Annotated in this window: 21 protein-coding genes; 5 read left to right on the top strand and 16 right to left on the bottom strand. The window is 71.3% G+C overall.

Translation table 11 applies throughout. The features are described 5' to 3' along the window. Positions 1–25: 25 nt before the first annotated feature. The 10 genes from ACTIF1_RS19320 to ACTIF1_RS19275 form a co-directional block, all read right to left on the bottom strand. Complete coding sequence (locus ACTIF1_RS19320; RefSeq protein ID WP_439598094.1) at positions 26–496, bottom strand: DUF4167 domain-containing protein; 471 nt, start codon at positions 494–496, stop codon at positions 26–28. Positions 497–819: 323 nt separating this feature from the next. Beyond that, entirely contained in the window at positions 820–1,713 is an 894-nt protein-coding gene (gene prmC / locus ACTIF1_RS19315; RefSeq protein ID WP_439598093.1) for a peptide chain release factor N(5)-glutamine methyltransferase, read from the bottom strand. Further along, the gene (gene prfA / locus ACTIF1_RS19310; RefSeq protein ID WP_439598092.1) at positions 1,710–2,765 is read right to left on the bottom strand and encodes a peptide chain release factor 1; all 1,056 of its coding nucleotides are present in this window, start codon (positions 2,763–2,765) and stop codon (positions 1,710–1,712) included. Before prfA ends, prmC begins: the two co-directional genes overlap by 4 nt. Next, a complete protein-coding gene (gene hisS, locus ACTIF1_RS19305) occupies positions 2,762–4,009 on the bottom strand; it encodes a histidine--tRNA ligase (RefSeq protein ID WP_439598091.1) in 1,248 nt (415 codons plus the stop codon). The genes prfA and hisS overlap by 4 nt, the downstream gene beginning before the upstream one ends. Positions 4,010–4,057: 48 nt before the next feature. Further along, positions 4,058–4,414: a HepT-like ribonuclease domain-containing protein gene (locus tag ACTIF1_RS19300; protein WP_439598090.1), complete on the bottom strand. Its 357-nt coding sequence runs from the start codon at positions 4,412–4,414 to the stop codon at positions 4,058–4,060. Beyond that, positions 4,411–4,728: a nucleotidyltransferase family protein gene (locus ACTIF1_RS19295; RefSeq protein ID WP_439598089.1), complete on the bottom strand. Its 318-nt coding sequence runs from the start codon at positions 4,726–4,728 to the stop codon at positions 4,411–4,413. Before ACTIF1_RS19295 ends, ACTIF1_RS19300 begins: the two co-directional genes overlap by 4 nt. Positions 4,729–4,732: 4 nt before the next feature. Further along, positions 4,733–5,884, bottom strand: coding sequence for a flavodoxin-dependent (E)-4-hydroxy-3-methylbut-2-enyl-diphosphate synthase (gene ispG, locus ACTIF1_RS19290; protein WP_439598088.1), 1,152 nt, complete (start codon positions 5,882–5,884; stop codon positions 4,733–4,735). 70 nt (positions 5,885–5,954) lie between these two features. Beyond that, positions 5,955–6,983, bottom strand: a complete 1,029-nt coding sequence (locus tag ACTIF1_RS19285) for a helix-turn-helix domain-containing protein (protein ID WP_439598087.1) — start codon at positions 6,981–6,983, stop codon at positions 5,955–5,957. A 117-nt stretch (positions 6,984–7,100) separates the two neighbouring features. Continuing rightward, positions 7,101–8,147 (bottom strand): NAD(P)H-dependent flavin oxidoreductase, encoded by a 1,047-nt coding sequence (locus tag ACTIF1_RS19280; RefSeq protein ID WP_439598086.1) that lies wholly within the window; start codon positions 8,145–8,147, stop codon positions 7,101–7,103. 4 nt (positions 8,148–8,151) lie between these two features. Continuing rightward, complete coding sequence (locus ACTIF1_RS19275; RefSeq protein WP_439598085.1) at positions 8,152–9,393, bottom strand: aspartate kinase; 1,242 nt, start codon at positions 9,391–9,393, stop codon at positions 8,152–8,154. Between the two features lie 132 nt (positions 9,394–9,525). Here ACTIF1_RS19275 and ubiG point away from each other — a divergent pair, with 132 nt between their 5' ends. Beyond that, the gene (gene ubiG, locus ACTIF1_RS19270; protein ID WP_439598084.1) at positions 9,526–10,227 is read left to right on the top strand and encodes a bifunctional 2-polyprenyl-6-hydroxyphenol methylase/3-demethylubiquinol 3-O-methyltransferase UbiG; all 702 of its coding nucleotides are present in this window, start codon (positions 9,526–9,528) and stop codon (positions 10,225–10,227) included. Here ubiG and ACTIF1_RS19265 read toward each other — a convergent pair. From ACTIF1_RS19265 to ACTIF1_RS19240, 6 genes are all read right to left on the bottom strand, one after another. Beyond that, positions 10,196–10,501 carry a hypothetical protein gene (locus ACTIF1_RS19265; RefSeq protein WP_439598083.1) on the bottom strand — a complete coding sequence of 102 codons (306 nt, stop codon included), beginning with the start codon at positions 10,499–10,501 and terminating at the stop codon, positions 10,196–10,198. The two genes, ubiG and ACTIF1_RS19265, sit on opposite strands and share 32 nt — an antisense overlap. A 379-nt stretch (positions 10,502–10,880) precedes the next feature. Then, positions 10,881–11,564, bottom strand: a complete 684-nt coding sequence (locus ACTIF1_RS19260) for a hypothetical protein (RefSeq protein WP_439598082.1) — start codon at positions 11,562–11,564, stop codon at positions 10,881–10,883. Between the two features lie 14 nt (positions 11,565–11,578). Beyond that, complete coding sequence (locus tag ACTIF1_RS19255; protein WP_439598081.1) at positions 11,579–12,091, bottom strand: DUF1178 family protein; 513 nt, start codon at positions 12,089–12,091, stop codon at positions 11,579–11,581. Positions 12,092–12,107: 16 nt separating this feature from the next. Continuing rightward, on the bottom strand, positions 12,108–12,365 hold the full coding sequence (gene grxC, locus ACTIF1_RS19250; protein WP_439598080.1) for a glutaredoxin 3: 258 nt from the start codon (positions 12,363–12,365) through the stop codon (positions 12,108–12,110). A 49-nt stretch (positions 12,366–12,414) separates the two neighbouring features. Further along, entirely contained in the window at positions 12,415–13,197 is a 783-nt protein-coding gene (locus ACTIF1_RS19245) for a double zinc ribbon domain-containing protein (RefSeq protein ID WP_439598079.1), read from the bottom strand. Then, the gene (locus ACTIF1_RS19240) at positions 13,169–14,743 is read right to left on the bottom strand and encodes a rhodanese-like domain-containing protein (RefSeq protein ID WP_439598078.1); all 1,575 of its coding nucleotides are present in this window, start codon (positions 14,741–14,743) and stop codon (positions 13,169–13,171) included. Before ACTIF1_RS19240 ends, ACTIF1_RS19245 begins: the two co-directional genes overlap by 29 nt. A gap of 86 nt (positions 14,744–14,829) precedes the next feature. On the opposite strand from ACTIF1_RS19240, the gene ACTIF1_RS19235 reads away from it, so the two are divergent. From ACTIF1_RS19235 to radC, 4 genes are all read left to right on the top strand, one after another. Beyond that, positions 14,830–15,702 (top strand): methyltransferase domain-containing protein, encoded by an 873-nt coding sequence (locus ACTIF1_RS19235; protein ID WP_439598077.1) that lies wholly within the window; start codon positions 14,830–14,832, stop codon positions 15,700–15,702. A 90-nt stretch (positions 15,703–15,792) separates the two neighbouring features. Further along, positions 15,793–16,596 carry a type I methionyl aminopeptidase gene (gene map / locus ACTIF1_RS19230; RefSeq protein ID WP_439598076.1) on the top strand — a complete coding sequence of 268 codons (804 nt, stop codon included), beginning with the start codon at positions 15,793–15,795 and terminating at the stop codon, positions 16,594–16,596. Positions 16,597–16,691: 95 nt separating this feature from the next. Further along, on the top strand, positions 16,692–17,081 hold the full coding sequence (locus tag ACTIF1_RS19225; protein WP_439598075.1) for a DUF2306 domain-containing protein: 390 nt from the start codon (positions 16,692–16,694) through the stop codon (positions 17,079–17,081). A 62-nt stretch (positions 17,082–17,143) separates the two neighbouring features. Further along, the gene (radC, locus tag ACTIF1_RS19220; RefSeq protein WP_439598074.1) at positions 17,144–17,905 is read left to right on the top strand and encodes a RadC family protein; all 762 of its coding nucleotides are present in this window, start codon (positions 17,144–17,146) and stop codon (positions 17,903–17,905) included. Positions 17,906–17,943 lie beyond the last annotated feature (38 nt).

Below are 17,943 nucleotides of genomic sequence, written 5' to 3'. Positions count from 1 at the left end.
AGCGGAACCGCCTGCCTGAACGCGATCAGCCGTCGCGCTCGTCCCGCTCGTCGCGCTGGTCCATGCCGGTGTCGTCGCGGTCGCGGTCCATGGACCGGTCGGAGCCCCGGTCGGAACCCCGGTCGGCGCCGCGCTCCGCATGGCGGTCCTGGCCATTGCCGTTCTGGTGGCCATAGGGGCTGGACTGGGCCACGGTCACCGCGCCCTCCGCGGCCTCGCCCTGCGGCGCCGCCTCACCGCCTTCCTGGTCCGGGCCATTCTGGTAGCGGCGCTGCGGCGGATAGGGCTGGCCGCCCTGCTGCTGCTGGGCCTGGCTCATGGCGTTCAGGATGCGGAAATAGTGCTCGGCGTGCTGGAAGTAGCTTTCCGCCATCACCCGGTCGCTGGCGCCGGTCGCGTCCCGGCCGAGCTGCAGATACTTCTCGAACAGCTGCTGCGCGGTGCCGCGCAGGCGCATATCCGGGCCATTGCTGTCGAAGATGTGGTTGCGGTTCATGGGCTGGTGACCGCCGCCACCTCCGCCGCCGCCCCCGCCGCCACCGCCCTGGCGATACGGCCCACCGCCGCCGCCGCCCCCGCCACCATGGCGATTACCGCCACGGCCGCGCATGCGTTTCATGTTCATCGTGATGGCGTTCGCCGTCTCGCAATCGCGCCGCCGGATCGGGGCAGGCCCCGCCGGGAACGCTGGATTATCGGGTTGCGTCGTCGCGGCTGGCCGGCATGCGAAAAGGGCGAACCGCCCAGCATCGCCTACGCCCGGCCGCTTCTGCCGGCGGAGGGGGGCCGCATCCGCATGCCCCACGCCGCCCGAGCAACTTAATCCGCCGCGGGCCGACCGCCAAACGGTTTTTTTGCGAGAACCAGCGCGCGTTCCACGCCGCCCAGGTCCCGGCGGCAGGAGATCGCCGCCAGGCCGACCGCCGCGGCCAGCCCTTCCACCGCCTGGCGCTGCCCCTGCCCCAGTTCCAGCACGGCCACGCCGCCCGGCGCCAGCAGCCCGGGCAGGGCCGCGGCCAGGGAATGGTAGGCGGCCAGGCCGTCCACGCCGCCATCGAGCGCCAGCGCCGGCTCATGCCGTGCCACCTCCGGCATCAGCCCGGGAATCGCCTCGGATTCGATATAGGGCGGGTTCGACAGCACCAAGTCGAAGCGCCCCGCCAGCGCGGTGGCCCAATCCCCGGCGAGGAAGGCGCTGCGCCCGGCCAGGCCATGTGCCGCCGCATTGTGCGCCGCGAGCGCCGCCGCCGCCGGCGCCCGGTCCACCCCGATGCCGAAGGCCTTCGGCCGCTCGGACAGCACCGCCAGCAGCAGGCAGCCCGTGCCGGTGCCGAGATCCAGCACGCGCAGCGGTGCCGCGGTCTCCGGAAAGGCCTCCAGCGCCGCCTCCACCAGCGATTCCGAGTCGGGGCGCGGGATCAGCGTGGCCGGCGAGACCGCGAGATCCAGCGTCCAGAACCCCTGCCGCCCCAGGATATGTGCCATCGGCACATGCGCCAGCCGTGCGGCCAGCGCCTTGCCGAAGCGGGCCACCGCCTCCGGCGGCACCGCGGCGCGGGGATCCCGCAAAAGCTGTTCGGGCGTCGCGCCCATGGCGTGGCCCAGCAGCAGGCGCGCTTCCAGCCGAGGGCTTTCGATGGCGGCCGCCCGCAGCACCTGGCCGGCCTGGCAGAGGAAGGCGCCGACCGACTCGCCGGGCTCGCAGGCGGTCATTCGCCCTCGGCGGCCAGGCGGGCGGCCTCATCCTCCGCGGTCAGGGCGCCGATGATCTCCTCGAATTCGCCCAGCATCACGCGGTCGATCTTATGGAGCGTCAGGCCGATGCGGTGGTCGGTCACCCGGCCTTGCGGGAAGTTGTAGGTGCGGATGCGCTCGGAGCGGTCGCCGGTGCCGACCTGGCCCTTGCGATCGGCCGCGCGGGCGCCTGCCAGCCGGGCGCGCTCCGCCTCATAGAGCCGGGCGCGCAAGACCTTCATGGCCTTGGCCTTGTTCTTGTGCTGCGACTTCTCCTCCTGCATCGCCACCACCACCCCGCTCGGGATGTGGGTGATGCGGACGGCGCTGTCGGTCTTGTTCACATGCTGCCCGCCGGCGCCGGAGGCGCGGTAGGTGTCGATCCGCAGGTCGGATTCGTTGATGTGGACGTCCACATCCTCCGCCTCCGGCAGCACGGCCACGGTGACGGTGGAGGTATGGATGCGCCCCTGGGTCTCGGTCGCCGGCACCCGCTGCACCCGATGCACGCCGCTCTCGAACTTCAATTTCGCAAAAACGCCGCGGCCCTCGATGCCGGCGGTCGCGCCCTTCACGCCGCCAAGGTCACTGGCGTCATAATCCAGAATCTCGAAGCGCCAGCCCTGCGTCGCCGCGTAGCGCTGATAGGCCCCGAACAGCTCCGCGGCGAAGAGTGCGGCCTCATCGCCGCCGGCGGCGGGGCGGATTTCCAGGATGGCGCTGCGGCTGTCCGCCGCATCGCGCGGCAGCAGCATCAGGCGGATCTCGCGCTCCATCTGCGGCAGGCTGTCGCGCAGCTGGTAGAATTCGGCCTCCGCCAGCTCCCGCATCTCCGGGTCCGCCAGCATCGCCTCGGCCTCGTCCCGCGCCTTTTCGGCGGCGCGGTATTCCGAGACCTTGGCGACCAGCGGCTCCAGCTCGGACAGTTCCTTGGAGAGCGCGCCGACCTGCGCGCCATCCGCGGTGTTCAGCGCATGCCGCAGCTCATCCGCCCGGCTCAGCAGCCGGTCGAGTTTTTGCGGCAGGCTCATGCGGAAAGGCGGGCGACCGCCTCGGCGAGCGGGATGGTCGCCTGGCTGCCGGCATCCAGGTCGCGCAGCTGCACCTGGCCCTGCGCCAGCTCATCCTCGCCCAGGATCAGGGCGGCGCGGGCCGAGAGCTTGTTCGCCCGCTCCATCCGCCGCTTGAGATTGCCCTTGTAGGCGATCTCGGCCACCACCCCGGCGCGGCGGAGGTCCTGCAAAAGGCCCAGCGCCGCGGCCTCCTGCGCCTCCCCCACCGGGATCACCGCGACGGGGCGCGGCGCCGGCGGTGCCGCGGCCAGCAGCATGGACAGCCGCTCCACCCCCGCCGCCCAGCCGACGCAGGGGGTGGCCGGGCCGCCCATCTCCTCGACCAGCCCGTCATAGCGGCCGCCCGCCATGACGGTGCCCTGGGCGCCGAGGCGGTCCGTGACGAATTCGAAGGCGGTGTGGCTGTAGTAGTCCAGCCCCCGCACGATCCGCGGATTCTTCCGAGTTGGCACGCCGAGGGTTTCGAGGTGGCGCAGCACGGCCTCGAAGAAGGCCGAGGCCTTTTCGGTCAGGAAGGGCTCGATGGTCGGCGCCGTCGCGACGATGCGCCGGTCGCCCTCATCCTTGCTGTCCAGGATGCGCATCGGGTTCTTCTCCAGCCGAACCCTGCTGTCGGCCGAAAGACCCTCCTGGTGCGCCGTGAAATGGGCGACCAGCGCGGCCCGATAGGCGTCGCGGCTTTCCGCGTCGCCCAGCGTATTGATCTCCAGCACCACGCCCTCGCTGATGCCGAGGTCCTGCAGGATGTGCCAGCCGGCCGCGATCACCTCCGCATCCGCCAGCGGTTCCGCCGCGCCGAGCACCTCGGCGCCGATCTGGTGGAACTGCCGGTAGCGGCCCTTCTGGGGGCGCTCGTAGCGGAACATGGGGCCGGCATAGAAGACCTTGCGCGGCAGGTTGGACTGGGTCAGGCCGTTGGAGACCAGGGCGCGGCAGATGCCGGCGGTGTTTTCGGGCCGCAGGGTGATGGAATCGCCGCCGCGATCCTCGAAGGAATACATCTCCTTGGAGACGACGTCGGAGGTCTCGCCCAGGCTGCGGGCGAAAACGCCCGTCGCCTCGAAGATCGGCGTCGCCCATTCCTCATAGCCATAGAGCGCGGTGATGCGCCGGGCGGCCGAGATCACGTGGTGATGCGCGCGAAAATCCTCGCCGATCAGGTCACGGGTGCCGCGGACGGGCTGGAGCGGAGGGTTTGCCATGGCGAGGCGGGTAGAACGCCGCGCGGGCGGCGGCAAGAGGCTGGCGCCTCAGGCGCCTCCATCCCGCGGGAACAGGGCGCGCAGGCGGGAGACCAGGGGCGGCAATTCGTGCACCACGACCCGCCAGACCAGGTCGAGATCCACATCGGCATAGTCATGCACGATCCGGTGCCGCATGCCCGCCATCGCCTGCCAGGGAATATCCGGATGGGCGGCCTTGAAGCCGGGCGTCATCCGCCAGGCCACCTCGCCGACAATGGCAACGACCCGGATGATCGCCTGTTGGTGCAACTCGCTGCGGAGGAAGGCGGCCTCGTCCAGCCCCTCCGCAAAGCGCAGCGCCGCCTGGGCGGCCTCAAACAGGTCGCGCAGCAGTGCGGCGTCGTCACGGGGCGTCCGAGTCACGCGGCAAACAGCAGTTGGGCATCCCCGAGGATGCGGCCACGCCGGAACGCATTCCGACTCTTCTCGATTGCAGGCCGGTCGATCAGGTCCACCCGGCGGCCGAACACGGCCTCAAGGGCATCCTTCAGATCGGCGAATTTGGCGAAGTCGAAGCGCGCCTCGGGCGTGAACTGCACCAGCAGGTCCACATCGCTGCGCTGCGGATCGAAATCCTCCCCCCGCGCGGCGGACCCAAAGACCTCCAGCCGGGTCACGCCGAAGCGCCGGCAGAGCGCCGCGATCTCCGCCTGGTGCGCGAGGACCGAGGGGTGCATGGCGCTATTCCGCCGCCTGCGCCGGCGCGGCCGCGGTGGCCGCCGCGGCTTCCGCCGCCTTCTCCGCCTTCATCTTCGCGGCCCGCGCTTCCACCAGCTGCACGATATGCTCGACCATCTCCTCGGTCTTCACCGTATGGCTGGTCTTGCCCATGCCATAGACCATGTGGGTCCCCGCCCCGCCGCCAGTCAGGCCGATATCGGTCATCAGCGCCTCGCCGGGCCCGTTCACCACGCAGCCGATGATGGAGAGGCTGATCGGCTGGTCGATATGGGACAGCCGGTCCTCCAGCTTCTCCACCGTGCGGATCACGTCGAAGCCCTGCCGGGCGCAGGAGGGGCAGGAGATCACCTTCACGCCACGATGGCGGATATGCAGGGACTTCAGCAGGTCCCAGCCCACCGCGACTTCCTCTTCAGGCTCGGCGCTCAGCGAAACCCGCAAGGTATCGCCGATGCCGGCCCAGAGCAGTGAGCCCAGCCCGATGGCGGATTTCACCGTCCCCGCCCGCCGCCCGCCGGCCTCGGTGATCCCGATATGCAGCGGATGGTCGCAGGCCTCCGCCAGCTGCTGATAGGCCGCGACCGCCAGGAAGACGTCGCTGGCCTTCACGCTGATCTTGAAGTTATCAAAGCCTTCCTGCAGCAGGTGGTCGGCGTGCCAGAGGGCGGATTCCACCAGCGCCTCCGGGTTCGGCTCGCCGTACTTCTCCAGCAGGTGCTTCTCCAGGCTGCCCGCATTCACGCCGATGCGGATGGAGCAGCCGTGGTCCCGGGCGGCCTTCACCACCTCCTTCACCCGCTCCTTCGACCCGATATTGCCCGGGTTGATGCGCAGGCAGGCGGCGCCGGCCTCCGCCGCCTCGATGGCGCGGCGATAGTGGAAATGCACATCGGCCACGATGGGCACATTCACCTCCCGCACGATCTCGGCCAGCGCGGCGGTGGCTTCCTCGGTGGGGACGGAGACGCGGACGATATCGACGCCGGCCAGCTCCGACTTGCGGATCTGCGCGATGGTCGCCGCCGCATCCTCGGTCGGCGTATTGGTCATGGTCTGCACGGTGATGGGGCTGCCACCGCCCACCGGCACGCGGCCGACATGGATCAGCCGCGACTTGCGGCGGGTGATCTCCTGGTAAGGCCGGTAGGACATGGGGTTTCCCTGAACGCTGCCGTCTGCCCCCTCAGCATAGGGTGCCCAGGCCCAGTCTCACAGGGGGGCGCTACCGGATGGGTGTGATGGAGGCGGTCGGGCCATTGGGCCGCTGGCGCAGACGGTCGGGAGCGAGCGGAATATTCCGGCGGACGCCCACCTGCCCCTCCAGCACCTCGGACACCACGCCATCCACCACGATATCCAGGCCCTGGGCCCGGCCGGTGTCCAGCAGCAGGTTGTCGCGCAGCGGCACGCCCCAGGCCTCGCCCGGGCGCAGCACGCGGTTCAGCAGCACCTGGCCGCTGCGGCCATCCCGCACCTGGACCCAGGATCCGTCGGGACTGTCGGCGCGGGCGCGCAGCGCCACACGCGTGCCCTCCGGCAGGCCGGGGATGACGATGGCGGGTTCAGCCGCCGGGGCCGGCGCGGCCGCCACGGGGGCGGGCGGCACCACCGGGGGCGGCGGCACGGTGGCCGCCTGGGCAGAGGTATTGGCGGCAGGTCCCGACGGCGCCGCCAGGCCACCCGGCGGCGGCAGCGCGCCCATCGGCAGTGCGCCGACCGGGCCCGGGGCGCGACTTGCCTCGCGGCCCGGCAGCTGGGCGCGGCCCTGCTCCACCGCGGCCTCCAGCCGCTGCGGCACCGGCGGCACCGCATCCACCGTGCGATTGCCCTGGCCGGAGACATTGTACCAGGCGACATAGGCGCCGATCGCCAGCACCGCGCCCACCACCACCACGGCACCCGCCGGCACGCCGCGTTCCGGCACCGGCTCGGGGAAGACCAGGTTGGTCTTGCGGTTCACCGCGGCGCCGGAGAGGTCGCGGAAGCGGCGCACCATCTCATCGGCATCGAGGCCCAGCGCCACCGAATAGGCGCGCACGAAGCCCACCGCATAGGCCGGCCCCGGCAGGTCGCGGATGCGGCCCTCCTCCAGCGCCTCCAGATAGGGCCTCCGGATGCGCAGCCGCTGCGCCATCTCCTCGACCGAGAGGCCGAGCGAGAGGCGCGAGTCGCGCAGCTCCTCACCCACCCGGGCCGCTTCGGCGCCACTGGTGTCGTTCTGACGGGGGATGCGTTTCAGGTCATAAGCCACGGTTGTGACACCTACCGCGCGGCCCCTCGGCCCGCAAAGCGATTCCAGTGGCTCCGGTCCGGAATCTCAGCTGCCCGCGCTCTGCCAGGCGCCGCACCCGTCTGCCACGCGAGCGTTTTAACCTTCCCGCGCCGCCAAAGCCATGGCGGCCTGTGTGACGAGTTCCTGCACGATCTCGGCCACCGGCTGTTCCCGCGTCACCAGCCCGACGCTCTGCCCGGCCATCAGGGACCCGTTCTCCACATCGCCGTCGATCACCGCGCGACGCAGGGCGCCGGCCCAGAAGTGCTCGATCTCGAGCTGCGCGGCCGCCTTCTCCACCTCGCCGGCCAGGAAGCGGCGGATGGTCTCCGCCTGGTGCGCCAGGAAGCGCCGGGTGCCGCCATTCTGCAGGGCGCGGACGGGGATGACGGGAAAACGCTCATCCAGCTGCACCGTCGGCAGCGCATCGCGCGCGGCGCCCCGGACAAAGGCCTTCTTGAAGTTCGGATGGGCGATGGATTCCGTCGCGCAGACGAAACGGGTGCCCAGCTGCGCGCCCGCGGCGCCCATCTCGAGGTAGGAGAGGATCGCCTCCCCCCGCCCGATGCCGCCGGCGACGAAGACCGGAACATCGCGGATATGCGGCAGGATCTCCTGCGCCAGCACGGTCAGCGAGACGGGGCCGATATGCCCGCCGGCCTCGCTGCCCTCGATCACCAGCGCATCGGCGCCCGATCGCACCAGCTTCTTCGCCAAGGCCAGCGCCGGGGCGAAGCACACGACCTTGGCGCCGCCATCCTTGGCCGCCTTGATGGCGGAGCCCGGCGGGATGCCGCCGGCGAAGACGATATGGCCCACCTTGTGGTCGATGCAGGTCTGCACCAGCTGGTCCAGCCTAGGGTGCATCGTGATCAGGTTCACGCCGAAGGGCTTTTGGGTCAGCGCCTGGGTGGCGACGATTTCCTGCGCCAGCCGGTCCGGCTCCATCGCGCCGCAGGCGATCACGCCGAAGGCGCCGGCATTCGACAGGGCGGCGACCAGGTTGCGCTCGCTGACCCAGGACATGGCGCCGCCCATGATGGCGTAGCGGCTGCCGAAGAAGGCCGCGCCGCGCGCCATCAGGGCATCCAGGGCGGCCAGGCTCGCGGCCGAGGGGGCGGCCGAAGGGGTCAGCGCATCCATGCTCTCAGCCCTCGCCGCGGCGCGCGGGTTCCGGGCCGTCCAGGCCATAGGCGGTGTGCAGGGCGCGGACGGCCAGTTCGGTATAGTCGGCTGCGACCAGCACGCTCACCTTGATCTCGCTGGTCGAGATCACCTGGATATTGATGCCCTTCTCCGACAGCGTCTTGAACATGGTCGACGCCACGCCCGCATGGGTGCGCATGCCGATGCCGACGACGGAGATCTTGGCCACATCGGGATCGGCGATCATCGCCTCGAAGCCGATCTGCTCGCGCTGCTTCTCCAGCAGGTCCCGCGCGCGCGGCAGGTCGGTGCGGCCGAGGGTGAAGGTCATGTCCGTGGTGCCGTCGGCGCCCAGGTTCTGGACGATCATGTCGACATTCACATTGGCCGCCGAAAGCGGGCCGAAGACGGAGGCGGCGATGCCGGGCCGGTCCGGCACGCGGCGGAGCGTCACCTTGGCCTCGTCCCGCGAATAGGCGATGCCGGACACGATGGGCTGTTCCACGATCTCATCCTCATCCACGACAAGCGAGCCTGGCTTGTCCTCGAAGCTCGACAGCACCTGCACCCGGACTCGCTGCTTCATGGCGAGTTCGACGGAACGGGTCTGCAACACCTTGGCCCCCACCGAGGCCAGTTCCAGCATTTCCTCGTAGGAAATCTTCTCCAGCTTGCGGGCGCGGGGGACGATGCGCGGGTCGGTGGTATAGACGCCGTCGACATCGGTGTAGATGTCGCAACGATCGGCCTTCACCGCCGCGGCGATGGCGACCGCCGAAAGGTCGGACCCGCCGCGGCCCAGCGTGGTGACGCGATTGTCGGGACCGATACCCTGGAAGCCGGCCACCACCGGCACCTGGCCCATCTTCATCCGCTCGATCAGCAGCGCGCCCTCGATGGACTCGACGCGGGCCTTGCCATGGGCATTGTCGGTGCGGATGGGCACCTGCCAGCCCTGCCAGGACCGCGCATCCACGCCCACCGTCTGCAGCGCGATGGCCAGCAGCCCGATGGTCACCTGCTCACCGGTCGCCACCACCGTGTCGTATTCCCGCGCATCATGCAGCGGCGACAGTTCCTGGCACCATTTCACCAGCTGGTTGGTGACGCCGGACATGGCGGAGACCACCACGGCGACCTCATGGCCGGCCTCCACCTCGCGCTTCACGCGGCTGGCCACGTTGCGGATACGGTCGAGATCGGCGACGGAGGTGCCGCCGAACTTCATCACGATGCGGGCCATGCTCGGGTCCGGGGGGTGGGTCCAAGGGATCGGGCGAGGCAACCCCTGTTGCGCCTCGCCGGGGCGCGGACAGATAACGGGGGGACGGCCGGCGGGCAACCATGTCCGGGTCCAGGGCGGGGAATTGCAGCCATGAATGGCACGACGCTGGCGGCCGAGCGGGCCAAGTTCGACGCGCTGGCGGACCGCTGGTGGGACCCGGACGGCCCGATGAAGCCGCTGCACCGGATGAACCCGCTGCGCACGGGCTGGATCGCGGACCGCCTGGGCGGGCGCGACCTGACGGGCAAGACCATTCTGGATGTCGGCTGCGGCGCCGGCCTGGCTTCCGAGGCTTTTGCCCGGATGGGCGCCAAGGTGACGGGCCTGGATGCCGCCGGCGCCGCGCTGGCCGCCGCCCGCGCCCATGCCGAGGCCGGGGGGTTGGCCATCGCCTATCGCCAGGGCGGGCCCGAGGACCTGCTGGCCGAGGGCGCCCGCTTCGACGCGGTGGTGGCGCTGGAGGTGATCGAGCATGTCGAGGACCGCGCCCAGTTCCTCGGCGCCCTCGCCGCCCTGGCAAGACCCGGCGCGCCGATCTTCCTCTCCACGCTCAACCGCACGACGAAATCCTTCCTGATGGCCAAGCTCGGCGCCGAATACCTGCTGCGGCTGCTGCCCATCGGCACGCATGACTGGCGGATGTTCATCACGCCCGGCGAGCTGGGCGCCGCCCTGCGCCCGGCCGGCTACCGGATCACGGAGCTGGCGGGGATGGGCATGACCCCCACCGGCCAGTGGCGGGAAACGCGCGACCTCGGCGTCAACTACCTGGCGATGGCGCGGCCGGCGTAGCACCGGCGACCATATCCAGCGCCGCGGCGGGATCGATGCGGATCCCGCCGGTGATGCGCAGCATGGACCCCCGCTCCACCAGGCGCCGCCCGGTCACCGCGAAGCGCGGGCCGAGGCAGGCGCGCAGCGCCGCGGCCGCCGCCTCCACCGCCACATGGTCCGCCCCCTCCAGCACCAGCCGCACGCCCTGCTCGGGCGCCAGGCCGGGCAGGCCCTCCGGCACGGGCTCGGGGGCGGTCAGGGAAAAGGGCGGGGTGCGCGGCTTGCGGGGCATGGCCTCGCGATGCGCGGCAGGGCCGGGGCGGTCAAGTCGCGCTTATCCCCGGATGCGGTGGATGGATCTGTGGACAAGTCGAGGAATGTCCTGTGGGACCCCTGGCCGCACCGGCCACCGCAGGAGTGTTCTTCCAATGTTCACTTCAGGCGAGAAAATATAATCCGCCGCGCCGCTGTAGCCGTTCAGCCACAGCCTGAGTTTTCCACAATTGCGGGGGTAAACTTGTGGACAAAGCGGCCAGTAAGTTCCGCTTCGACCAGACGCGCGACGACTTGACTCACAAACCTTGCTGAATGGCCAAGGCGCGATCCGAGCAGTCCTATGCCCAGGCGCGGTGATATTTCGCATGGTGAATGGCAGCCACCCGACCGGCCACTCAGCCCGGCAGCCAGGGGGCGAAGCGGCGCTGCAGATCCGCCGCTTGGTCCGGCGTCAGTTCCGCCACATGCCGCGCCGGAACCGCCTTGTTGCGATAGGTGAAGGCAAAGCGCTGCACCCAGAGCCGCACCAGCCAGTTCGGGCAGGCGATGCCGAAATCGGCCTTGATCGCCTCCACCGCCGCCTCCGTCCGGAAGGCGCAGATGGCATAGTCCAGCGCCAGGGTGGCCGGCAGGCCGGCCCAGATCGCATGCTCGCCCAGGTAGCGCCCCACCCCCGCCACGGCGTCCTCCAGCGTCACGAATTCGGAGAAGGCCTGCTCGCCCCGGCTGCGGGCCAGCCGCCCGGCATCCAGCAGGGAGAGGCAGATATCGCGCGGGTCGCGCCAGTTCACATGCGCGGAGACGAGCCCCCGGGCCGCCAGCGCCCGATACTCCGCCACCCAGTCCGGCCCGGGGCAGGCATGGGTCTTCACCACCAGGATGCGCGAGCCGGCCGCCTCGGCCAGCCCGCGCAGCCCCGCCACCGTCAGATCCTGGGCGAAGTTCACCTTGTGGCCGCCGGGCAGCAGCGCCTCCGGCTGCTTGCGCTGGCGATGCCCGCCCAGGCGGGCCACCGCCTTGGCCAGTTCGAAGGCCAGCGTGCTGCCGGATTTGGGGATGCCGTAGCTGAAGACGAGCATCGCCGCGCCCTCTCTCAGCCGTCGGCGCGCGGCACCCAGGGCAGGCGGGCGATGTCGATGCCGTCCTCGGCCAGGGCCTCGGCCTCGGCCTCGGTCGCCTCGCCATAGATGCCGCGGGCCTCGGCCTCGCCATTGTGGATCTTGCGCGCTTCCTCGGCAAAACCCTCGCCGACATAGTCGCAGGACTTCTCCACCTCGGCCCGCATCCGCTGCAGCATGGCCAGCAGCTGGGCCGGGATCGGCCCGGCGGCGACGCGCTGGGACATGCCGCCGCCAGTCTCCGGCGGCGGGGCGACGGGGGGCTCGGCGGGCTTGGCCTCCGGGGCCACCTGCTCCACCGGCGCCGGCAGGGCCTTCTTGCGGGATTTGCGGACTGCCGGCGCCATCAGCGCGCGCGTCACCTGCGTGCCGCCGCAATGCGGGCATTCCACCAGGCCAGCGGCGGCCAGCTTCTCGAAGCCGGCGCTGTCCTGGAACCAGCCGTCGAATTCGTGCTGGGCGCTGCAGCGCAGCTGGTAGTGGATCATGCCGCCCCGCCGCGCATCAGCCCGCCAGCAGCGGGTCGAGCCCGCCCTTGCGGTCCAGCGCCATCAGATCGTCACAGCCGCCGATATGCTGGCCGTCGATGAAGATCTGCGGCACGGAGGTGCGGCCGCCGGAGCGTTCCATCGCCTCCCGCCGCGCATCGGAGCCGTTCGGGGCAAACTTCTCCTCGAAGGCCACCCCCTTGCGGGTCAGCAGCTGCAGCGCCCGGGCGCAATAGGGGCAGAAATCCTGGGTATAGATCTCGATCTTGGCCATTGTGCAGAAATCGGGCCGCGCGGGGCCGCGGTCAAGCCTCCCTGATATCTCAGCCTTCCGCCTGCAGGCGCGGGTCCGGCACCCGGGCGGCGGCCAGCACATCCACGGCACTGGCGCCGGCGGCCAGCACGGCCTGGGCGCAGGCCTCCGCGGTGGCGCCGCTGGTCATCACGTCATCCACCAGCAGCACCCGCCGCCCCGCCACAAGCCGCGCCCCGGCGGCGGTCAGCCGGAAAGCCCCGACCAGCAGCGCCGCGCGCTCCGCCTCCCCGCGATCGCCCAGCGGCGGGGTGGGCCGCGGACGGCGCAGCAGGTCCGGGATGCAGGGCCTTCCGGACAGCACCGAGAGCCGCCGGGCCAGCAGGGCGGCCTGGTTGTAGCGGCGTGCCAGCAGCCGGCGCCAATGCAGCGGCACGGGGGCCAGCAGATCGGCGCGGGCCAGCAGCTCCGCGCCCGATTGCGCCATCAGCGCGGCCAGGGCGGTGGCGAGTTCCGGCCGGTCGGCATGCTTGAAGGGCAGGATCAGCCGCTGCGCGCCGGCATCGTAGCGCAGCGCCGCGCGGGCGGCCGCGAAGGCCGGCAGCCGCGCCAGGCAGCCGGGGCAGAGCCCGCCGGGCCCCGCCTGGCCGGCATGGATGAAGGGCACGCCGCAGCGCGCGCAGAAGGGGGCGGTGACGCGGGTCAGCCCGCGAAAGCAGTCAGCGCATTGCGTGCCCTGGCGCTCGACGGGTTGCTCGCAGGTCAGGCAGCCGGGTGGCAGCAGCGCATCCAGCGCCGCCCCGCCCAGGCGCCGGAACAGGGCGCTACCAGGCGCCGAAGGGGGCGTCGCCATCGCGTTCCACCGCCTGCACCAGCTCGATCTCCCAGGCCAGATAGGCGCGCATCGCCGCCTCCACGCCGCTGTTGCGGTCATAGGGCCGCAGATGCGCATCGATGCAGGCCTCGTCCGGCGGGTCGGTGCGCCCTGCATCCAGCGGGAAGCCGGCCGCCTGCCAGGCCGCCGTGCCGCCCTCCAGCACCGCGACCTCCGCCAGGCCCAGCCCGCGCAGTTCCGCCGCCCCCAGCGCGGCGAGGTCGTCGGAGGGCGCCGCGACCGCCACCGGCCGCCCGGCCGGCAGGCGCGGCAGCACCTGCGCAAGCCGCGTCCGCACCCCCCAGATCGCGCCGGGGATATGGCCGGCCCGGAAGGCGAGCGACCGGGCGAGATCGACCACCGCCACCTGCCCGCCCCGCACCGCATCCGGCGCCACCCGTTGGAGGTCGGGCCGCAGCGCCTCCGGCAGGCGCGGCACCACCGGCCCGGTCTCCAGCGGCCCATGAAGGCCGCCGGTCAGCACAGACACCTCCCAGCCACCCAATTGGCGCAGCCAGCCGGCGGTCATGGCGGCGCGGGTGCCGGTATCGTCCACCAGCACCAGGCGGGCGCCGCGCACCGCGACAAAGCCATCGGTCGCCTGCACCAGCTGGCCGCCCGGCGCGCTGACCGAGCCCGGCAGGTGGCCGGCGGCGAATTCGGCGGGGTCGCGCACATCCAGCAGATAGGTGGTCCGCCCCCCCTCCGCCTGCATCGCGGCCAGCCCGGCGCGATCGGTCCAGCGCACGCCCGCCCCCTCGGCAAAGCTTTTCGCCCGCGCAAAACTCTCGGCCGCATCGGCGGGGGTGCCCTCGGCGTAGCGTTCCCCGCGGCCGCGATGGCAGGCGAAGCCTGCAAGCTCCCAGCCCATGGTGCCGTTGCGCAGCGCCACCACCCGGTTCGGCAGCCCGGCCCGGCGGAGGCTCTCCGCGCCGAGGATGGAGCGGGTGCGGCCGGCGCAGTTCACCACCACCGTGGTCCCGGGGCGCGCCAGCATGGACGGCACCCGATAGGCCAGCTCCGCCCCCGGCACATTGGTGGCGCCGGGGATCGACATGGCGCGGAATTCCACCAGCGGGCGGCTGTCCACCACCAGCAGATCCTCGCCCGCCGCCTGCATGGCGGCGAGTTCCGCTGCATCGACGGAGGGGGTCTCGTAGTGGTGCTCCACCCATTCGCCGAAGGCCTTGGAGGGCACGTTCACGCCGGAGAAGGTCTCGAACCCCGCCGCCGCCCAGGCCGGCGTGCCCCCCTCCAGCACCGCCACATCCGTGCAGCCCAGGCTTTGCAGGACGGCGGCCAGGCGATCCGACAGGCCCTCCCCGCCATCGATGCAGACCACGCGCACATCGCGCCGCGGCAGCAGGGCCGGCGCGCGCAGCTCGGCCTGGGACAAGGGGCAGGGCACAGCCCAGAACAGGTGCGCGGCGCCGAACTCGCCCTCCTCCCGCGCATCCAGGATGGCGAGTTCCCCTCCCTCCCGCAGCCAGGCCTTCAGGGTGGCGGGGGCGATGCGTGGCGTCATGCGTGGCGAGTCCTTGATCCCTGGCCGAAAGGCTAGACCCGCTTGCCGCCGGGGCGAAGCGGGCGCATCTGCGGGGGATGGATGCGATGCAGGTTTTCGACCGTCGGCTGGTCCGCCGCCGGCGCGACAGGGCGGCGGCGACGGTGGACCAGGTGGCGCCGATCCTGGCGGATTGCGCGGAACGGCTGCTGGACCGGCTGGACGATACGACGCGCCGCTTCAGCCGGGCGCTGGAGATCGGCGGCCGCGGCGTGGTGGCGCCGCTGCTGCGCGCGCGGGGCATTGCTTCAGTGATCTCCGCCGACCTCTCGCCCGCCATGGCGGCGAAGGCCGGCGGCCTGGCGGTGGCGGCGGATGAGGAATTCCTGCCCTTTGCCCCCGAAAGCTTCGACCTGATTGTCGCCTCCCTGTCGCTGCACTGGGTCAACGACCTGCCGGGGGCGCTGATCCAGATCCGGCGGGCGCTGGCGCCGGATGGGCTCTTCCTCGCCTCCCTACCCGGCCTCGGCACCTTGCAGCCGCTGCGCCAGGCCCTGGCGGAGGCGGAAAGCGCGCTGCGCGGCGGCCTTTCGCCCCGCATCTCCCCCTTCCCGGAGCTGCGGGACGCCGCCGGCTTGTTGCAGCGCGCCGGCTTCGCCCTGCCGGTGGCGGATATGGAGGAGGTGGCGATCGCCTATCGCACGCCGCTGGCCCTGCTGGCCGACCTCCGCGCGGCCGGGGAGGGCAATGCCGTGCTGGCGCGCGACCCGCGCACCCCGCCCCGCGCGCTTTTCCCCATGGCCGCCGCCGCCCTGCCCTCGGGGCCGGAGGGCCTCGCCCCCGGCCTGCGCCTGCTGATGCTGACCGGCTGGGCACCGCATGACAGCCAGCAGAAGCCCGCCCGCCCCGGCAGCGCCACGCATCGCCTGGCGGAGGCCCTGGGCACGGTGGAACGGAAGGCGGGCGAGCGGGCGAACTGACCCCGCCAGGCCGGCCGCGCCTTGCATCAGGGGGGGCCGCAGCGCACATTCGGGCCTTCCCTACAGCAGTTTCGGGCGGTCCAGAGCATCATGGAGCAGCAGGGCGGCGAGAGCCGCCGCATCACCATCCACAGCCCCGCGGATTTCGAGGGCATGCGCCGCGCCGGCCGCCTGGCGGCCGAGACCCTCGACATGATCACCCCGCATGTGCAGCCGGGAATCACCACCGAGGCGATCGACCGGCTGATCCACGACTTCATCCTGGCGCATGACGCGATCCCGGCCACGCTCGGCTATCGCGGCTATACCAAATCCTCCTGCACCTCGATCAACCACGTGGTCTGCCACGGCATCCCGGGCGAGCGGGTGCTGCTGGAGGGTGATATCGTGAATATCGACGTGACCGTCATCCTCGATGGCTGGCACGGCGATACCAGCCGCATGTATGTGGCCGGCGCGCCCTCGACCAAGGCGCGGCTGCTGATGGATGTCACCTACGAATCCATGATGCGCGGCATCGCCGCCATCAAGCCGGGTGCCACGCTCGGCGATATCGGCCATGCCATCCAGGCCTATGTGGAGCGCAACCGCTTCTCCGTGGTGCGGGACTTCTGCGGCCACGGCATCGGCCGGCGCTTCCACGAGCCGCCGAACGTGCTGCATTTCGGCCGCCCCGGCGAAGGCCCGGTGCTGAAGCCCGGCATGTTCTTCACGGTGGAGCCGATGGTGAATGCCGGCCGGCCGGAGGTGAAGGTGCTGGACGATGGCTGGACCGCGGTGACCCGCGACCGCAGCCTCTCGGCGCAATTCGAGCATATGGTCGGGGTGACGGAGGAGGGGGCGGAGATCTTCACCCTCTCCCCCATCGGGCTGCACCGCCCGCCCTACGCCTGATTTTCAAGGTTCCCCCGTCAGGCCGGATTTCCGGCTTGACGGGACTGGCTGCGGCCCTGTATGTGAATGTTTGTCACATTCACACAGAAGCCGTCATGACGCTCGCCCCGCTGCTCACCGCCCCTCCCGTCATCCAGTTGCATGCCTTCGCCGCCCTCGGCGCGCTGCTGCTGGGCGGCGTCCAGCTGCTGGCCCCCAAGGGGCGCGGCCGCCATCGCATCATGGGCTGGACCTGGGTGGTGCTGATGGCGGTGGTCGCCCTTTCCTCCTTCTGGATCGCCACGAAGGGGCATCTCTCCTGGATCCACCTGATCTCGGGCTGGGTGGTGGTCCTGCTGCCGATCGCGGTGCTGTCCGCCCGGCGCGGCCGCATCCGGGCGCATCACCGGGCCATGGCCTCGCTCTATCTCGGCGGGCTTATCATCGCCGGCGGCTTCACCCTGCTGCCGGGCCGCATCATGGGGGCCGTCGTCTTCGGCTGGTGAACGCCGCAGTTGAATATCCTATCCCTTCGTTGCACCATCGGTGCGGAAGCAGAGGGGACAGGATGGCCCGGAAGCCGCAATTCTCGGAGGCGAGCGCCAGCTTTGGCGGGCTGTTCAGCACCGCCCTGTCGACAGCACCGGAGGACGCCGCCCCACCCGGCCATCTCGGCCACCGCCAACGCATGCGCACGCGCCTGCTGACCGCCGGCCCCGACAGCCTGCTGGACCACGAGATGCTGGAAATGCTGCTGTTCCAGGCCCTGCCGCGGCGCGACACCAAGCCCATCGCCCGAGCCCTGCTGGCCCGCTTCGGCAGTTTTGCGAAGGCCATCGCCGCGCCGGTGCGCGAATTGACCGAGGTGGAGGGGATGGGGGAGGCCGGCGCCGCGGCCCTGAAGACCGTCCACGGCGCGGCGCTGCGGCTGATGCGGGCGGAAATCCTCGACCAGCCGGTGCTGAACAACTGGGATCGGCTGATCGGCTACCTGAACGCCGCCCTGGCCCGGGATCCCATCGAGCAGTTCCGCCTGCTTTTCCTCGATTCGAGGAACCGCCTGATCGCCGACGAGGCCCAGGCGCGGGGCACCGTGAACCATACCCCGGTCTATCCGCGCGAGGTTGTGAAGCGGGCGCTGGAGCTGGAGGCGACGGCGCTGATCCTGGTGCACAACCACCCCTCCGGCGATCCCACCCCCTCCCGCGCCGATATCGAGATGACGCAGGAAGTGAAGGCCGCGGCCGGCGTCCTGGGCATCACGGTGCATGACCACCTGATCGTCGGCAACGGCCGCCACCTGTCCTTCCGGCGCGAGGGGCTGCTGTAGCGCGACCCGGCCCCGCGATTGACCGCCGGGTGCGGGAC

This window comes from Falsiroseomonas sp. (assembly GCF_051860665.1).
In the GTDB taxonomy this organism is placed as follows: Bacteria; Pseudomonadota; Alphaproteobacteria; order Acetobacterales; family Acetobacteraceae; genus Falsiroseomonas.
The sequence above is the reverse complement of the archived record's forward strand: the minus strand, read 5'-3'. Positions and strand labels throughout refer to the sequence as shown.